Here is a 17,522-nt window from a genome sequence, read left to right as displayed (position 1 = left end):
CCTCACTTTGCGGAATAAACGTAAAAGGCGGACGACATTATCCACAAAGCCATCACTCCAGAGGATACAGTTTCAGGGATGGCAACGCCTCCGCTATATCCTCCAATCCAAAATAAAACCCACGCTCCTAAACCTATGATGAAGGCAGCGAAAGCAAGGATCGATTTTCTCTCCACAGCATACACTATAGAGGAAACCCCCAGGGAAGCGAAGAACAACACCGATACTGCAAAATGCAGAAGCCCGTAAACTTCATCGAACACGGCTACCAGCTGAAGTGCAAGAGCCGAGGTAAGCAGACAATAGCCTGCGTACTTTGAGTGCTTCTGCAAAGCCTTAATTGAGTATACAATGAGGAGGAATCCGGTTAAAAATAATCCGAAGTTGAAAAGGGGTGCTACACTGCTCTTAACGGAGTGTCCGAGGTCGCTTAGAGCGTTGCTCTGCCAGCTGAACCACGGTGCCAACATTATAGAAGCCCCGACAAAAGCAAAACCTACCAAAGGTCCCACCAAGCCAAACCATGCGAATCTTCTCCAGTCCACCGAATACACCTTATGACACGGGAATTTTCTTCCTAAAATTTATAAATAAAATCTTGGAAAGTTGAAAGCAAAATTTAAAAAATGAAAAAGAAAATATTTTGTCGACCCATATACGGAAGGAGGCTGTTTCCAACGCCCCCCCTTTTGAGGTTTTTCTGTTCTTGTTGACTGAGTAGGCTTATCGTCTTCTTCTAAATTTACCTCGGTTGCCTCGTCTAGAACGGTCCATATCTCCGTACAAAGGGCGGAACTTTGGGTAGCGTTGCTCTTGTTCGAATCGGCGGTCTGACAGGTTGTTTGCTTCGTTTACTTCGGTGACTGGTTTTTCCGCAGGTTCTATGGTGCCGCTTTTCCCCGTGTTCAACCTCATAAAGCCTTTGAACATTGAAACGTAGCCGTTTTTTATGGAGATGGTCTCGTTTTCGTTCACCTTGTCGATGGCGTCGTCCCACAGGGTCAATATGATACACCCTGTAGGGTCGCCTACCAATGCTTCTGCAAGCCTATGCACAGACCCGTCGATCCTTGAAGGTACTTCACGGGCAGCTGTTTTCGACATAACCTTGACGGTTATGTCAACTCCTTTCACGTGAGGACCTAGTTCGCTTACTTTTTTCTCCACAGCTGCTGAGTCTGCTTCTTCCCCTATTGACATTCGCATCCACTTTCCGTTTTCCAGGAAACTTAGTATCTCCTATGCTTCTGGTAGCATTCTCTGCAGTATACCGGTCTGCCTTCGGTGGGTTTGAAGGGAACTTCCGTCTCTACTCCGCAGTCCGAGCAGGTAACCGGATACATCTTCCTCTCTCTGCGTTCACCAAAACTCAATATCTCTCACCACTCTCTAGATTTTTTGGAGCTATTCTTGCAAGAAAAACGCGAGTAAAAACGAGCTACGTAATTACTCCGTCTCTTCCTGAAGATTAACTCCGCTTATACATCGCAATGAAACCCATATAAAGGTATCTATTCACTCGGAAACGCTGACCCGTTTAAAGGCTGAGCTGTCTTTTATTCAAGCGTAGGCCTGACAGGTTTAAACGCCTTCGCCAGCATCGCAACTTTCTCCCCTATCACCTTAACAGTGGCCATGCCGGAGCGGTCTCTGTCCACCGCGTTTGGCTTATCTTCGGTGACCACGGCTCCTCCCAACGCTGAGACCCCGTAGATGTTGCCGACGGTCTGGGCTCCGACGGTGATCATGTCATGGTAGAGGAAAAAGCGGTGGAAGGAATAAAGGGTTCCCTCAACTCCGTCGCTGCGGGCACCTCCCACGGCAATCGCTCCCGCTGGCTTAAAGCGCAAAGTTTCCTTAAACTCGCTTTCCGGGTAGTAGTATGCTGTTGTGAAAGGGAGAAGTCTGTCCATGAAAGCCTTCATCAGGGCGGAAACTGAGCCGAAATACACAGGGCTTGCGAAAATAAAGCCGTCAGAGTTGATCAGCTTAGGGTATAGAGTCGTCATCCCGTCGTCGAATTCCGGGCAAGGCCTCTCCCGGGAGGCTTTAAAATGGCATCGGAGGCATCCGTTGCAAGGGTTGACCTGAAGCCCAGCTAGGCTTATCAGCTCTGTTTCCACGTCGCCGACGGTTTGGCTTGCTTTCAAAGATTCGGAGAGGCATTGCTCGCAGTTTCCTCCCTTTTTAGGGCTTCCGCTTATTCCGAGGATTTTGATTCTTGTCAAATTACTCGCACCTATACCTCTGTAGGTGGATGAGAAATATTAACGCTAACGCTCAGAAGATGCGAAGCTTTGAGCTGAGGGTGGCGGCTTCACTGGCTTAGCAGCCGGAAGTCCTCCTTTACGGTGGTAAGGACTACGTGAGTGTTGGTTCTTTCCACGTAGGGGACGGTTAGAAGTTTTTTGGTGTAGTTGCTGAGTTCTTCTCGGCTTCTAAATTTAGCGATGAGAATGGCGTCGATTTCTCCTGTGACGTCGTAGACGGCGCAGACCATGGGCATCTTAGCGATTTCTTTTTCCACCTCCAGCAGTTTACCCTTGGAGACTATTACTTCCGTTATCGCCGTTAACTGGTAGCCGAGTTTTTCGTAGTCGAGAACCACCGTGTAGCCTTTTATAAGGCCTTCCTTTTCCATTTTCTTGATTCTGGCTAAGGCTGTGCCTACCGATACGCCTACCTTTCTGGCTACTTCCCGGCTGGAGGCTCGGGAGTCTTTCAGGCACTCCTTGAGTATTCTGTAGTCTAGCTCGTCGAGGTTCACGGCTTACCCCTTCCGAACATTTGTGTTATATTGGCTTATAAACTTGACGATTGTCCATTTTTTAGAGGAAAAAGTATATATTCATTTTCCATAATGTCTATAAAGTTAGCATATGGCGGGGATTGGAAAAGTGCCCTACTCAAAGACCCCTGAAGGAAAACTCATGCCCTTGAAAAGGACGTCTGAAGAAGTGTTGAAGCTTTTGAAAGAGGATGGAATAAAATTCATCGACCTCCACTTCACGGATCTGCTGGGGAGGCTTCAGCACACCACCATCAGGGCCGATTCTCTTGAACTACAGACTTTCGAGGAAGGAGTGCCGAAGCTGGACGGCTCCTCCATCAAGGGCTTCACCGAGATCCATGAGTCAGACTTGGTTCTCAAGCCCGACCCCTCCACCTACGGGGTTATTCCATGGGTCCCTGAAGATATCAAGATGGCTAGGATGATATGCGATGTTTACTGGGGGTTTGGTTTGGGGAGGCTTTCCCGGGACCCTCGAAGCATAGCGCAGAAGGCTGAACAAGCGGTCACGAAGACGGGCTACGACTTTTCCCTCTGGGGGCCTGAGGTGGAATTTTTCGTCTTCGACAAGGTGGAATGGGATGTCCTCTCCGCCTACCGGGGCCAAAGCTACCGGGTGGAGTCCCGGGAGGCAGCTTGGAACAGCGGCTGCGAGTCAGGGTATCCCATAAGGTTTAAGGAAGGCTATTTTCCCGCTTCTCCTCAGGACACTTTCACGGAGTTTCGGAGCGAGTGCGCTAAGGTCTTGGAGGAATTCTTCGGAATTCCCTGCGATGCTCACCACCATGAGGTGGCCACTGCCGGGCAGGGAGAGATCGACATGTACCGGGATACCTTGACCAGCATGGGAGACAGCGTCATGACCTACAAGTTTGTGGTGAAGAATATCGCCAAACAGAAAGGCCTAACAGCGACCATGATGCCTAAACCTGTCTTCATGGACAACGCCTCAGGCATGCATGTCCACGTAAGCCTCTGGAAGGAAGGGCGAAACCTTTTCTATGACCCTGAAGACCCTCGAACCGAGCTGAGCCAACTGGGCCGGTATTTTGGGGGAGGCCTCCTCGACCATGGCCGGTCTCTGGCGGCCATCGTGGCTCCGACCACTAATTCTTATCGACGTCTTGTCCCCGGCTATGAGGCGCCCGTCTACTTGGCTTGGAGTCGGAGTAACAGGTCTGCCGCCGTGAGGGTACCCGTCTACCATAAGGGGCCGAAGATGGCTGATGCTAAGCGGATTGAGTTCAGGCCCCCCGACCCGGCTTGCAACCCCTACCTTTGCTTCGCAGCCCTGGTAGCCGCTGGCTTGGACGGAATTAAGAAGAAAATAGACATCGGGGACCCTGTGGAGGAGGACATCTACAAGCTGAGCCCTGAAAGACGGCGGCAACTGGGCATCCAGGTTCTACCCGCCACCCTTAAAGAGGCGGTGGAATGCCTGAAAAGCGACAGCGAGTATTTGAAGCCCATCTTCCCACCGGATGTGATAGAGAAAATAATCGAGCTGGAGACGTTGGAGGACATGGAAGTCAGCCTGAGACCCCACCCCTACGAATTCTACCTCTACTTCGACAGATAAGGGGGAATTTCAGTATGGTTTTTGCGGGTTTAGGAGGGTGAAGAATGTTTTCACGGCTTCTTGGTCGCGTAGGTTTTCAGCCACAGTCTCCAGCATTCTCCCCTCCACCTCTGAGACGAATTCTTCGGTGAATTTAGCCGATAGGCCTACCATGTTGTCGACGAGGTCCAAAGCCATGGGCAGGTTTGTCGCTTCGTTGAAGAAGTTTTTCTGGCCGAACCATTCTAGGAGCTTCTTTTTTCCAATGGACGCTGGGAACTCTATTTCGCAGGGAGCTGTATCCCTGTGGAATCGAACCTGCATCCTCCTCATTTTTTTAAGCCCCTCCTTGTCCAGCTTCAGGTTTTCAAGAGGCCTGTAAGCTCTTTTCTCCGCCTCCTCCATCAGGTCGCCCTCTGACCACCCTATGGAAACCAAGCGGGCGTAGCCGGAGTATATCTGCACAGGCTCCTCTCCTATCAGCTCCTGGTAGCGGAAGTAGGAGTTTTCCGGCATCAGCATGGAGAGAATCAGCTTGTCGATGATGGATGTGAAGGCGCTGTCCCCATGTTTGAAGGCAAGGTAACCTCCGATGCTTCTGGTGTGGCTTCGCTTGATCACGCCGACGGTTTTTCCGCTTCTTCTCAGCTCCTCAGTCATTTCGAAGATTTTTTTAACGATTTCCTCCTCCTGATCCCCATAGAGCTCTGTTTTCTTCATCAAACTGGCTCCGTAGATGAAACCGTAGAAGCTTCCGTCCAGAATCAACAGGTCGCACCTGTCCAAGGCCTCCAAAGCCAGCTTCCTTTCCGTATAGGTTGTGAGGAGGTCGAAAAGGTACTTACTTTTATCCTGAGACAGCGCCTGTTTCCTCTTAAAAACTCCCGCCCTGAAGGTTTCCTCCCTACTCTCCACACCTTTAAGGTACACGGCGCCTGTTGCGAAAACACCGTATCTCACCCCCAGCCTTTCACTGAGCCTCGGAGACCTAGAACTGTCCACAGCGGCCACGGTCAACGCCATGTCGTTGCCGGGTAGGCTGTGAATGTAAGGTTGAAGCCTTGCTTTCAGCTCTCCCAGCTGGCGGCTTAACCGGCGGACGCTTTCTGACAGCTTTTCAGCTTCCTCTTCAGCTAACTTAAAAAAATGATGCTGAAGGTCTTGGGGAAGCTTAACCCACTCTAGCATTTCTTCAAACAGCTTGGGCTCCCTCCGGAGGCTGGTAGGTGATGAGCAAAGGCACCGGGGAAGGATTCATCACCCCTGAGAAGTAGAATCTTCCCGGCTTCAACTGCAGCATCTGGTCTGAGGTTATCCCGTAGGGGGAAAGCCACTCCGATGCGCCTCCTTCGCCTCCCGCGTCCAAAGGATGTATTCTGCCGAAGAAATGAGTGTTCAGGTTTCTCCTCACGGAGGCGTTGATCCCTATCTCTCCTTTTATTCCCTGAGCTATGAGGGTCAGGTTGAGCATCCGCTTTCTTCCCAAGGCCGTTAGATTCTTTATGGTTTCGGTTGTCTCAGCTTGAATTCCCCTCGGCTCCCAAGGAGCATACTGCGGAGCTTCGTCGACGACTAGGGATGCCTTCAGATTCTCTCCCGCCTCCATCAAACCGTAGAGATGTCTGGCTAAAGCGAGAAAGAACCCCAGCTTCGCATGGGTTAAGGCTCCGCCCATGTCGACCACCAGCAGGTTTCTGCCCTCAAGTTTCTCGAATAGGCTCTCGACGGGCAGGGTTCCCATCACCGGCTTCAAGTCCTCGGGCTTCAACCTCCTGAAAACCCTCCGAGCTGCCCTTTCCGAGAAACCCTTCCACCTTTTGTCTATGTTGTTTACAACCGCTTCCACATGGTCTCTAAGCTGCCCGTAGAGAAATTCCGCGGGATCTTTTCCCTCCTCAGCGGCTGCGTTTAAGGTGTGCTCCACCTTCTTCACCCAGCCTTCCACGTAGGTGTCGAAGGCGTCGCGGATGTTGTCGTTTCTCCCAAAGCCGAAGGTCTTAGCCTCTAAGTAGCTTAACACCGACTCCTCATCCAAGGCTATGTCAGCTACCTTCATCACCTGAGCGTTTTTTAAGCCTCGATAATAGGGAGCGTAATCTGTTCCACTCCAGTCGAGAATGAAAACCCGGTAGCCGGCTTTAAGATATAAAGGTATGAGAACGTAGCGGGTAAACCAAGACTTACCGCTGCCTGTGCTCCCGTATACCCCCACATGGTAGGGTATGAATTCATGCTTCACCGGAATTCTCCAAGACTCGTGCCCCTCCATGTAGGCGTCCATCCACAGGGTCTTCCCTCTTACTATCAGGTGGAGAGGGTTATCCTCTTCCTCCAGCAAATATACGGGAGACCTAGGCTGAATGATGGCTAAATTCGGCTCTATTCCTCCCTCCGCAACCACGCCTATGGGTTTGATGGAAAAAGAGTAAACTTCCCTAGCTCCCGAGGGCTCACCTCCATACTTCATATACGCCACATCCGGACGATAGGATGTATGGGTGAGAAACTCGTTTTTACCCAGCCCTCCGCGAAGCACTCCCAATAGTTGGTTGGGATAATCTTCTCGACCTCCATTGTGGACAAGGACAAGCTCTTCCGCGGCCACTTTCCCTTCCAAATTCTTCAGCAGAATAACCCGGGCGGAGGCCTCCGTAGAGCCGTCGGCTATCCTCCCAATAAACTTCAAACGAAGCAACCTCCAAAATAGAGTATTCAGGGCCATCGTATATTAAAATAGACATATAAGAGGTAGGACCCTTTAAACCAAGTCAGCCGGCCTTTCACCGTTTATCTGAAAACTTTTTATCTATGCGAGAAAAATTACAAGAAGGTTCGCGGCCTATGCGCGAAGAGTTGGAAGACATGGACGCTGGAGGAAAAGGAAGCCTAACTTTACTGCTTAAACTAGCCGCCCTTCTCGCAGTGTTGAGGAATATGGAAAATTCACCGGAATTCCTATCCCCAGAGGCTAGGCAGATCTTGGAAGACGCTTCTCAATACGCTAAACGGATGACCCTAGTAAGATACATCGTCTAAGCGCCCGCGTGAAACTTGTTGCCTTTCTAAAGAAAAAGGGCGCCTTCCGGAGCTACAATAATTCTCCGCCGCGGCTAATGCTGTTGCAGATGCTCTAATCCCCGGTCAACTTTTTTTCACAGGGGGGGCTTATCGCCCCTAACTGCGCAAGTTTCGAACTACAATCCACCATCCCATGATGTGCCACGGAATCACGACGAGAAATCTCAGTATAAGGCGATAGTGCAGGAAAGACTCCGCGGAGAAAACAGTGTCATTCAGCGCTATTGCTTCAGGATAAATTAGGAAAAGTTGCTGAAGGAAAGATGCGTTAAAAAAGGTGAATATGAAAGGTATAACCCACGCTAGGGTCACCGCACGCTGGCTAATACCTCCCAGGGAGGCGTTTAAAATTAGGAAAGGAAAAAGCAGATTCAAATTCTGCTCCGAAACCCAGCTACGCGTAAGCAGTAAAACAAAGATGAAAACAAGACAACTTTTCACAAGCTCTTCGAAGGAGGGAGATACCGTCCTTCTCCATAAGATATAAAAGGTGATAATCAAAGCCGGCGCCCAGAGATAACCCAGCAATTCTAAGCCTGCCGGAAAACTATCTCGACCGAAAAGCTCGGCGATGTTGAAAAGAGACAAGCCTCCCAAAACTGAAAAATGAATATTCCAAGAGCTGAAGATAGGGGCAATACCCCAGTTGAGAAGAGGGAAAGGAAGATAAGTTGCGGCTACAAACGCCCCTGTAAAGAACAGAATATATTCTAACCCCCTTATTTTTTCATTCTTCTTCTTTAAGAATAGGAGACTGGCGAAAACGAAAGCTACGGGGATAAGTTTGAAGGCAGCCGCCAAACCCAGAAGGATGGCGGAGGCCTTATTTTTCCCTTGGAAGAGAAGGAGGACGGATAGAACTGTTAAAAAAGCGACCAGAGGGTCAAATTGACCCCACACCGCCGTTGTGTAGACCACGAAAGGGTTAAAAAGAAAAAACCTCCACGCAGCCTTCACCATCTTCGCTTCAACATTTTCCTTTTGGAGGAGGTTCCTGACGAGCACGGCTAAAAGAAGATTCCCTAGGATGACTGGAAGTTTTATCACAACGTTGTAGAAGAAAATATTTGGGAAAATGTTGTAGGAGACCTGATAAATCAAGCCGAGAAGCAACCCCCAGGGAGGGGGATACCCTATACCCGGCACTCCGCCATCAAAGTGAGGATGGTCAAAAACACTTTCCAGCTCCCGAGTTTCATAGGGAGATAGACCCTCAGCCACAGCGTAGCCTGAGACCATGAACACCCTTATATCATAATAGTGGCCGAGGTAGGCGCCCAATGCCAACTGAAAGGTCAAGCTTAAGGCTGCCTCAAAATACATGCTGCCGGAAGAATTCCTCCTCAACCGGCTGGTTGAAGTGCTAAACACTCTTCCGCCTCATCCACCGATTTCTAACAGCTAATATAAAAATGCCGAGTCATGCATCTATTCATCCCTAATTTCTCCGATTTATGCATAAGCGTTTAAACGCATTTGTATCTGCGGCGAATTCTATTTAAACATCACAACGATTTTATAGCAGTATACCACACCTGAGGAAAACCGGCTTGGCCTTATTGGTTTCAACGGTTCTACTTGTAGCATCGTTGCTGCTTTTCCTTTGCTTTTTTGTCTATGGTTTCAACATATACTATCTGACCTGGCAGTCTAGAAAGGAGTCAAATCTCAGCTCGAAAACTTTCAACTGCACGAAGCCGAAAGTCTCGGTGCAGCTTCCCATTTATAACGAGCGCTACGTCGCCCCCCGTCTTCTCAAAGCGGTGGTAAAGATGGCTGAGCATTACGGGAAAGATAAGGTTCAAATCCTAGTTCTTGACGACTCAACCGACGACACCACACAGATTCTCGGCAAAGAGGTAGAAGAGTTTCATCTTCAAGGATACAACATAGACCTCATCCACCGAAATCACAGGGACGGCTTCAAGGGAGGAGCCTTAGCCAACGCCTTACACTATACCCAAGGCGAATTTATCGCCATCTTCGACGCCGATTTCATTCCACAAAAAGACTTCTTAGAGAGAACAATCCCCCATATGGTGGCTGATCCTTCCCTAGGCTTCCTCCAATGCCGGTGGGGCCACGCGAATCCGAAGTACAACGCGATAACGAAGGCAGCAGCTCTGGCCATCGATGCCTTCTTTCTAGTAGAACAAACCGGCAGGCAAAAAGCCGATTGCTTCATCAACTTCAACGGCTCAGCTGGCGTGCTAAGAAAAGAGGCCGTGATCGATGCAGGCGGATGGTGCGCGGATACTCTCTCCGAAGACCTAGACCTCAGCTACCGAATGCAGATTAAAGGCTGGAAATACGCTTATCTCCGAGACCTAGCTTGCCCAGCGGAGATCCCGCCTACCATCGTAGCCTTCAAAAGACAGCAGTCTAGGTGGGCGCAGGGTTCCATTCGAACTGCAAGGAGGCTTGTTTTCTCTCTTTTTAAGAAGCCGCAGTTAACGCTGAAACAGAAAATTGAGGCTCTTCTTCATCTCACCTACTATTTTGTTCACTTTTTGATGTTCACATCCTACCTTCTAGCTCTTGCATCTGTTTTTTTCCGAGCTCATGTAATCCAGTTACCGTTGAAGGTCGGGGTAATTGGAAGTTCTCCCCCCTTATGGTCAGCGTTTCTGGTAGCCCTTTATCTGGCTATTGCTTTCAGCACTTTCGCCGTCTGGATCATGTGCTACATAGCCTCTAAAGAGGTGAGAATGAAATTTGTGGATTATTTAAAGAACATCGTAGCCTTAACTTTCGTAGGCTATGGGATCAGCATTAGCAATACCATAGCAGTATTCAAAGGGCTTTTCAGCGCTCGGTCGGGTGTTTTCCAGAGAACTCCGAAATACAAAATCGAAAGCCCGCATGATCTATGGAGAAACAAAAAGTATCAAATCCACATTCAGAAGACTGCCATCTTAGAGCTGGCAGCTGGGATGCTGGCCGTTGCAAGCCTAGCCTATGCACTGTCCAATGCAAACATAGGAATAACGCCTATCCTCACTCTCTACGCCGTAGCCTATATGACAGTGGGCCTTCTGTCGATCCGGCAGAGTGTTTTCAAAGGGATCGAGAAGCTTCTCTTTACTTAGCTTTCAACCTCTGCGGAAACACTTTTATTGAAAGACTGGTTGAATATTATTATGGTCGGTCTTTTCGGAACTAAAGCCGCCTTAATCTACGATGTAAACCTTCTTCTTCAGTTTGTAATATTGATAATTCTCCTAGCAGGAGTTTTCGCTGTTAAGAAAGGACATTTTAAAGGCCATGGCTATCTGATGACTTTCGCCGTGGCTCTTAACGGAGCTCTCATCTTCGCAGTTATGGGAGTATCCCTGATTACAAATTTCGGCGCCTTAATGGTTGGTCCGGTTGTGGGGCGAATAATAACAATCATTCACGCGGTGATAGGCGGTTTCGCATGGATTCTAGGTCTCATCTTAGTCTTCAAAAAATTTGGAAATGTAAGGCTATGGATGAGGATAGTTTTCACCACGTGGATTCTGGCATTGCTACTGGGGATAGGATTCTACCTTTTCTACTACATTTAGTAGTCTGATGATCCCCGAGAGCCTAAGGGATTCGAATTTAAGTTAAACATGCATACTGATCTTAACTAGGTAGGTAAAGGTGGATATGTTCGGTTTCAAGGAATACCCCAAGCCCGCCCAAGAGAACCTCCCTTTAACCTCCTCCCATCCTCGAAACAACGTCGCCTGGTCTAACCTCTTCAAGCTGAAGGTTAGGTGTCCATTTATGTCCGAAAAAGAGGCTTCATCAGCTTCAACCTTTTCCCATGCTCCTATCTGCCTTCCAAAAAGTTCGAGACCGCTTGTATCGAAGTATCTCCTGAAGAAGGAGGAATCTTGCTCATTCAAGATCAAAATTTCTTCGCATCCAGATTTGTCCAAGGCTCTGAGATCAACCTCGATTTGAACAGTGTCTGAAAAACACTTATAAACAATGTTGACTCTGCCTCTAGGATTAACTTCGACAAACTGGGATTTTATCCCTAAAATCTTTCGCAGTTCCATAATCTTGTCGAAGAAAGGTCTAAAGTCTTTGCAGCCTTCATAACCTCTCATGAAGGCTCTGTGAAAAAATGAGTAAAGGTTATCGCTGATAAAGGGCCCCCTACAAATTCGCTTCCTTGACACAGCATCCATAAGAAAGGATTTTGATACAACTACGCCTCCCTCATCCTGCCCTTGAACAGAGACCTCCGCTGATTTCGAGAAAAAAGTTTTGTCAGCATATCTTATCACCGGAGCGCCGAAGCCTATGCCTTCCCCCACAAGCTCGCTGGCTCCCAGCATAAGCACTAAACCTTTCTGCAAATCCGCGATCTCTAACTTGTGAGGCTTACAGTCGGGATAAAGCCTTAAGAATACGCGGTCGGATGCCTTGACAGTTAATGGCTTTTCAAGTTTCCGCGGCATCTTCTCGGATGACAAGGAATTATCCCGAATAAAGTACGTGTCGTTTTTTGGTTTAGCCTATTATCTCTCCTTTGCAGAATGGCAGATACTCTGATATAAAGTTAGCTGGTTTTGGTTAGAATTCAGTGTAGTTCTCGGTGTTTTAGAATGCCAGTGCGGTAGGCGAGGGCAGGTTTTACTTTGACAACGCCCAGCGTCAGACCCTATGCCCCAAATATTACACTAGTAATGATTCCCCCCAAGGCTAGATCGGCAACCCAGTTTGCTGAGGTGAGAAAGAGTTCTCCGTGCCAGAGATGGTCGACTACGAAGAAGGCGGCTCCGTAAAGCATCAAGTTAAGCCAGAATCCTTGAATACCTCTTTTCGAGAAGCCCCAGAGAGCGGACAGCAGTACAGCCATAGCCAGAGGAACGATGTAGCATACCATTCATTTTTCATCAATATTATTTTTATAAATAAAAGTAATACTAATATTTAAGCCTTAACTCTTCATCTCCCTTCCATAAAGTTAGCGAGGGTATGCCGGGCCCGCTACTCTGACTTGGCGTATCTTTTTTATTACGGGCAGAAATGTTAGTATAAGATTACTTGTCTGGGAGTTGAAGGTTTGAAGACTATTCGATGGAAAGACGGCGTGGTCATTACCGTAGACCAGACTCTCCTTCCCCATAGGCTGGTTCACCTTAAGCTGAGAACACCAAACCAAATAGCGAAGGCGATAAAAAACATGAAAATTCGAGGAGCCCCCCTTCTGGGCGCCGCTGCTGCTTTAGCTTTGGCTCAAACTGTTTACAAGTCAAAAGCTAAAAGCAGAGCCAGTCTTCTGAAGGAGCTTCAAAAAACAGCGGTGTTGATAAAGACCACACGCCCCACGGCTGTGAATCTGTTTAACTCTGTCGACGCTGTTTTGAAAATGGCAGAAGAACATCCGTGTAGTCTCAAAGAGTTGCGGAGATATCTGATCAAAAAATGTTTAGAACTGATTGCTGAGGATGCAAAAGTTAACCGTGCCTTAAGCCTCCACGGGGCAGAATTGATCGACACTGGGGATACTGTCCTCACCCATTGCAATGCCGGTGAACTGGCTACCGTAGAATATGGTACTGCTTTAGGAGTAATAGCCGCGGCTCATCGGAGAGGTAAAAACATAAGGGTGATAGCAACTGAGACTAGGCCTCTCCTTCAAGGCGCCCGCCTTACAGCTTATGAACTGAAGCGAAAGAGAATTCCTTTCGCTCTCATTACCGACAACATGGTTGGCTATCTGATGGCTCAGGGGATCATAGACAAGGTGCTCGTTGGAGCGGATCGCATTCTGATGTCAGGTCATGTTATCAACAAAATTGGAACCTACACCATCGCCGTTCTAGCTAAGGAGCACGGTATCCCTTTCTACGTGGCAGCGCCTACCACCACCATAGATTCCGAAAACTCTGTGGAGGAAGTGGTCATCGAAGAAAGAAACCCAAAAGAGGTATTGGAATTGGGCGGGTTGAGAATAGCTCCCAAGGGAATTAAAACATTCAACCCCGCCTTTGATATAACCCCCCCTCATCTGGTTTCCGCCCTGATCACCGAAAAGGGGGTAATAGAAGTTAAACCCCCAAAAATTAGAGCTCTGCTAGACGCGTCTGACGGAAGATAGTCTGTCCCTTTTAAACAGGCTGCGAGGGCTTATCTGGTTATTTCTTCTGTATTTCAGCCAATGCCTCTACTGGGCAATTTGGGGGTATGCTGAGCTTGGTTTTCCATTCTTCGCCTACTCCAACCAAGACGAATATCCCGGCTACTTCTCCTCTCATCTTGTGGATGAGGTGGATGAGGGCCTCCTGGGTCTCCCCCGTCCTAGCGATGTCGTCTACTATGAGGACGCTGTCCCCCTTCTTGATGGAGTCCTTGGGCACGTAGAAGGTGACCACCACCCCAGAGTCTTGGGGCACGTAGCTTTCTTCTACGTAATCTTTAACCCCTACCTCCCTAGTTTTTTTAGCCACCACCAAATCCACATCCAGAGAGCTAGCTACGAGGGTAGCAGGGGGAATTCCGTCCACGGCGGCTGTTAGAATTTTCGTTATCCTCCTTCCAGCAAACTTAGCGACCACATACTGGGTTGCAAGGCGGAGGAGGGACGTATCCCACACAATCTGAGTGTTGTCAAAATAGCCCATGTCATCAAATTTAATCCTTGACAGGAGCGTATTTTCCAAGTCAGCGACTTTTTGAAGAGAATTCCATATCTCCCTAGACCTCTTGGAGGCAGGGAGGACATGTCCCTTCACATAACGGCTCAGCACAGTCACCGGCAGCCCTGTCCACTGGGAAATCTCCCTATAAGTATGCTTCTTTTTGATGGTGTTCAACATCTTGATAGTCATCAGCCTGAACTCCAAGTCTCGGGTATGAGTTTCAGTCTTCAACCCACATCAACCCTACTTTCCGAAAACGAGGGGAGGAACCCCATCAAGCTAGAAAAACTTATAGAAAGAAGCCCTAGATAAATCTTTAAGAACCCTCCTCACGGAGAAGAAGAGGGCCCGTAGCGCAGTCAGGACCAACGCATCGGCCTTCGGAGCCGAAGATCAGGGGTTCAAATCCCCTCGGGCCCGCTATTTTCAGAGTTTCAGCCATGATCTCTTTTACTGTCAGTTTGCTTATCTTTGGTGTGAAGCCAAGAGTTTAAACACTGGCCTGACTAGTTCAATGATGCTATGGCCTAGCCTTAGACATCGTTTAAACTATCGGATGAACTCTATTGTTGTAACGGTCGCTGTGCGATACCTAAAAAGTGAGGAGGTCCTGTGAATGTCTCGCGGTTTCCCTTTCATTACAGCGTTTCCAAGTTTTTCGAGAAGCGTACTCTGCTCGTTTTTTCTCTTATGAGATAAAGGGAGGCCCTCAGCATTAGAAGAAAGGTGTAATGGACTGGAAAATAGGGAAACAGTCATGTTGTATAAAGGCATAGTGAGATAGTTTTGGTGTCGGATTTATTTGTAAATACCCATTTCGTTAATTAGTGTTTTTGTGGGTCGAGACCATAGAACAATCTTTTTATCGACATTGGTATAGTAAGGTTATAGGTATAAGGCAATAATAACCCTTTTGGCTCTTTCATAATTCGGATGAGATGTCGCTGATGAAAAGAAGCCTGAAAAGATTTATGATTTATAGTGTCTTAATATTGGTGATAGTTGGGGTAATTTTTATTGGCGGCTACGTTCAAACGCCGCCTAGTGGTCCAGACACATTGCAGCAGCCTCCGAGGCAAACAAATCTAACGTTACAGCCGTTTCTAACACAGACAGTAGAGATTTCTCTCAAGATTCCGAAAACGACACCAGACAATGCAGACATAATCTTTGCAGCTCTATCTTTTACTAATGAACCGTGGGTGCAAGTAACCTTGGAAAGAGACGGTGACAGGGCGACTGGGGCAGTCCAATTGCCAACTAATACCTTTCTTTACTATACTTATACACTTGTACTCGGTGGTGAAGAAGGGGTGAGATCGGAATCAATAGGCCCGGAATCATTTGATCCGTTTCGTGTAGTAAAAGTTCACCCTGACCTTACCAAAATAGAAGACACTGTTTCCGGATGGAAGCAACTCAAACTCTACGACGGTCCAGTTAACTTGCTGCAAGGAAGAGTGACAGATAACGATGGCACCCCGATCTTTAACGTTCTAGTTGTCGCCGGCGGGGTAAAAACGTATACTGGGTATGATGGAACTTACTCACTCTATCTACCCCCAGGAAAACACCTTGTCACATTCTTCACAGAGTTGCATGATTTCAAATCGCAGTCGAAACAAGCTGATCTGTCAACGGATCAATCGTTAAACTTGGATGTGCAATTAGAAAAAGCAGAAAAGGTAACAGTAGTATTCACTGTAGAGACAGCTGAGGAGCTTCCGGACAAACTAAGAATCGTTGGGAACACGTATAAGCTTGGAACCTTCATGTCGCAGGGTCCAATTTCATATATGGAACGTGCGCCGATACTAACTACACGGGATGATAAAACGTTTACTACAACTCTTGAATTCTATGGCGGCCAGTATCTCGAATATGTTTATACGTTTGGCGGGGTTCATCTTAGCGCAGAGCCGGCAAGCGACGGTTCCGGCATACAGGTTAGGAGATTTATTGTAACTCCTACGACAACCCAAATTAACGATCATCTTAATAGTTTTAGGGAATACAGTAAGATAACGTTTAATCTGCGAACACCGCCTGAAACGCATCCGAAAGAGAATATTCTTTTTGAAAATATTCCGATGCATAAAGTTGGTGAAAATCAATATCAATTAGAAATATTTGTTAAGCCAGGCTATGTTATTGAATACAATTATGCACATGGAATCCCGGGAGAAGGTTGCGAAATAATCGATCCGACACCGCAAGAGCGCCGCCGCATTGTCGTGGGAACAGTTGATCAGGTGGTTAATGACGTTGTTGAGAAATGGCCCTTCAGTGATTATGGTGAAAGAACAACAGCTATAAACACGAATGTGAGCATTGCGCCACGTTCAGAGTTTGCTGTAGGGCACAACACATTTGATTGGTGGGCGCCTAACTTTCTAACAAATTTTGATGGGCTTACAGATGATTTGGTTAGAGAGAGGCATGATTATGTCGGCATATCCATGATAACTGACTACCTCAGAGTAGAACCTGAACCGAGGTTCCAATTCTGGTTTACACCGATGGAAGACTTGAAAGAGGCTGTAGAGATTGCGCATGGTAAAGGTCTTAAAGTAATTGTTTTCCAAGTAATTGGTTTCAGTTACGAATACCAACAGTTCTTTGATGAGCATGTGAACACTGGAATTAGTGCTGAGTGGTATAATGCTTGGTTTGACCAGATGGAGCTTTTCTTCATAGGGTTTGCAAAGGTTGCAGAAGAGGCAGGTATTGAGGTGATACAGATTCCGTCCCCTCCTCCGTGTGTAACTGATCAGTACATTGATTTGATTGATGAGAGGATGAATCAACTTATCACGGAAACTAGAAAAGTCTATTCTGGAAAATTGTATTCACCGGTACATTGGGGGACAAGGATGACGTACTTTTCTAATTTAGATCTGCTTGATCCAGGTTTCAGTCAAGTAGACTTGGGTGTTCCGTCAAATGCAAGTGTTGAGGAGATGAAAGCAGCCTTTGACAGCCTATTTGATACCCAGGTCAAACAAATTTATGATCACTATAATGTTCCAATTGCTATGTGGTTTACTTACAACACAATAGAGGGAGCTGCAAGCGGTAAAAGCGTTACCGAACCATATCTTGTTGTAAAGAAATCGGAAGATTATACTGTTGATCTCAGCGAGCATGAACGTCTTGCAAATGCTTTTATGCAATCGGTTGCAGAGCGGGGTTATATTGAACTAGTTCTCGGAAGAGACTATAGTTACATTCACCTACCAAGCGACCCGGGTCCTGGATTTCGCTCTAAACCAGCAGCTGAGGTCTGGGGAGAATACAATGAATTAATAAAACAAGCTATTCAACGATAATCCTGAAATAAAATATTTCCCAACCTACTTACCCCTCAGACTTTTCGCAACAGAGAAAGAACTCGTAAAACGAAGTTGGAACTATCCTGCGTATCCTACCGGTCTATTTGCCACGAGTTTGACTGCGAATGCTATCCCCCTTC

17 protein-coding genes and 1 tRNA gene are annotated in these 17,522 nt (G+C 47.5%); 7 read left to right on the top strand and 11 right to left on the bottom strand.

The annotated features are described in order from the left end of the window. Positions 1–2: 2 nt before the first annotated feature. The 5 genes from BWM17_RS07605 to BWM17_RS07585 all read right to left on the bottom strand — a co-directional run bounded on the left by BWM17_RS07605 (position 3) and on the right by BWM17_RS07585 (position 2,767). Positions 3–545, bottom strand: a complete 543-nt coding sequence (locus BWM17_RS07605) for a DUF998 domain-containing protein (protein ID WP_309493331.1) — start codon at positions 543–545, stop codon at positions 3–5. Positions 546–723: 178 nt separating this feature from the next. Then, positions 724–1,200: a hypothetical protein gene (locus BWM17_RS07600; protein ID WP_309493330.1), complete on the bottom strand. Its 477-nt coding sequence runs from the start codon at positions 1,198–1,200 to the stop codon at positions 724–726. Positions 1,201–1,229: 29 nt separating this feature from the next. Next, entirely contained in the window at positions 1,230–1,343 is a 114-nt protein-coding gene (locus tag BWM17_RS07595; RefSeq protein ID WP_342766513.1) for a CxxC-x17-CxxC domain-containing protein, read from the bottom strand. A gap of 213 nt (positions 1,344–1,556) precedes the next feature. Continuing rightward, on the bottom strand, positions 1,557–2,228 hold the full coding sequence (locus BWM17_RS07590) for a flavodoxin family protein (RefSeq protein ID WP_309493328.1): 672 nt from the start codon (positions 2,226–2,228) through the stop codon (positions 1,557–1,559). 89 nt (positions 2,229–2,317) lie between these two features. Beyond that, positions 2,318–2,767: an Lrp/AsnC family transcriptional regulator gene (locus BWM17_RS07585; protein WP_309493327.1), complete on the bottom strand. Its 450-nt coding sequence runs from the start codon at positions 2,765–2,767 to the stop codon at positions 2,318–2,320. Positions 2,768–2,930: 163 nt separating this feature from the next. Between BWM17_RS07585 and glnA the strand changes: the two genes are divergently transcribed. Beyond that, positions 2,931–4,370: a type I glutamate--ammonia ligase gene (gene glnA, locus BWM17_RS07580; protein ID WP_342766512.1), complete on the top strand. Its 1,440-nt coding sequence runs from the start codon at positions 2,931–2,933 to the stop codon at positions 4,368–4,370. 9 nt (positions 4,371–4,379) lie between these two features. Here the strand turns inward: glnA and BWM17_RS07575 are convergent, their stop codons facing one another. Beyond that, the gene (locus BWM17_RS07575) at positions 4,380–5,537 is read right to left on the bottom strand and encodes a DNA double-strand break repair nuclease NurA (RefSeq protein WP_309493325.1); all 1,158 of its coding nucleotides are present in this window, start codon (positions 5,535–5,537) and stop codon (positions 4,380–4,382) included. 4 nt (positions 5,538–5,541) lie between these two features. Continuing rightward, positions 5,542–7,035, bottom strand: coding sequence for an ATP-binding protein (locus BWM17_RS07570; protein ID WP_309493324.1), 1,494 nt, complete (start codon positions 7,033–7,035; stop codon positions 5,542–5,544). A 155-nt stretch (positions 7,036–7,190) separates the two neighbouring features. Here BWM17_RS07570 and BWM17_RS07565 point away from each other — a divergent pair, with 155 nt between their 5' ends. After that, entirely contained in the window at positions 7,191–7,385 is a 195-nt protein-coding gene (locus tag BWM17_RS07565) for a hypothetical protein (RefSeq protein WP_309493323.1), read from the top strand. A gap of 138 nt (positions 7,386–7,523) precedes the next feature. On the opposite strand, the gene BWM17_RS07560 is transcribed toward BWM17_RS07565, so the two are convergent. Then, positions 7,524–8,774, bottom strand: coding sequence for a glycosyltransferase family 87 protein (locus BWM17_RS07560; RefSeq protein WP_309493322.1), 1,251 nt, complete (start codon positions 8,772–8,774; stop codon positions 7,524–7,526). Positions 8,775–9,136: 362 nt separating this feature from the next. Between BWM17_RS07560 and BWM17_RS07555 the strand changes: the two genes are divergently transcribed. After that, a complete protein-coding gene (locus BWM17_RS07555; protein ID WP_309493321.1) occupies positions 9,137–10,516 on the top strand; it encodes a glycosyltransferase family 2 protein in 1,380 nt (459 codons plus the stop codon). A 51-nt stretch (positions 10,517–10,567) separates the two neighbouring features. Then, entirely contained in the window at positions 10,568–10,975 is a 408-nt protein-coding gene (locus BWM17_RS07550; RefSeq protein ID WP_309493320.1) for a hypothetical protein, read from the top strand. Between the two features lie 42 nt (positions 10,976–11,017). Here BWM17_RS07550 and BWM17_RS07545 read toward each other — a convergent pair whose 3' ends face one another. Both BWM17_RS07545 and BWM17_RS07540 read right to left on the bottom strand, forming a co-directional pair. After that, positions 11,018–11,878, bottom strand: a complete 861-nt coding sequence (locus BWM17_RS07545; protein ID WP_309493319.1) for a hypothetical protein — start codon at positions 11,876–11,878, stop codon at positions 11,018–11,020. Between the two features lie 188 nt (positions 11,879–12,066). Continuing rightward, positions 12,067–12,291 carry a hypothetical protein gene (locus tag BWM17_RS07540; RefSeq protein WP_309493318.1) on the bottom strand — a complete coding sequence of 75 codons (225 nt, stop codon included), beginning with the start codon at positions 12,289–12,291 and terminating at the stop codon, positions 12,067–12,069. Positions 12,292–12,471: 180 nt separating this feature from the next. Here BWM17_RS07540 and mtnA point away from each other — a divergent pair, with 180 nt between their 5' ends. Continuing rightward, the gene (gene mtnA, locus BWM17_RS07535; RefSeq protein WP_309493317.1) at positions 12,472–13,509 is read left to right on the top strand and encodes an S-methyl-5-thioribose-1-phosphate isomerase; all 1,038 of its coding nucleotides are present in this window, start codon (positions 12,472–12,474) and stop codon (positions 13,507–13,509) included. A gap of 37 nt (positions 13,510–13,546) precedes the next feature. Here mtnA and BWM17_RS07530 read toward each other — a convergent pair whose 3' ends face one another. Continuing rightward, a complete protein-coding gene (locus BWM17_RS07530; protein ID WP_309493316.1) occupies positions 13,547–14,281 on the bottom strand; it encodes a phosphoribosyltransferase family protein in 735 nt (244 codons plus the stop codon). A 113-nt stretch (positions 14,282–14,394) separates the two neighbouring features. On the opposite strand from BWM17_RS07530, the gene BWM17_RS07525 reads away from it, so the two are divergent. Further along, positions 14,395–14,470, top strand: a tRNA-Arg gene (locus BWM17_RS07525). Between the two features lie 527 nt (positions 14,471–14,997). Then, the gene (locus BWM17_RS07520) at positions 14,998–17,379 is read left to right on the top strand and encodes a carboxypeptidase regulatory-like domain-containing protein (RefSeq protein ID WP_309493315.1); all 2,382 of its coding nucleotides are present in this window, start codon (positions 14,998–15,000) and stop codon (positions 17,377–17,379) included. The last annotated feature ends 143 nt before the right edge of the window (positions 17,380–17,522 follow it).

The organism is Candidatus Hecatella orcuttiae, assembly GCF_002009985.1.
Lineage (GTDB): Archaea > Thermoproteota > Bathyarchaeia > Hecatellales > Hecatellaceae > Hecatella > Hecatella orcuttiae.
The sequence above is the reverse complement of the archived record's forward strand: the minus strand, read 5'-3'. Positions and strand labels throughout refer to the sequence as shown.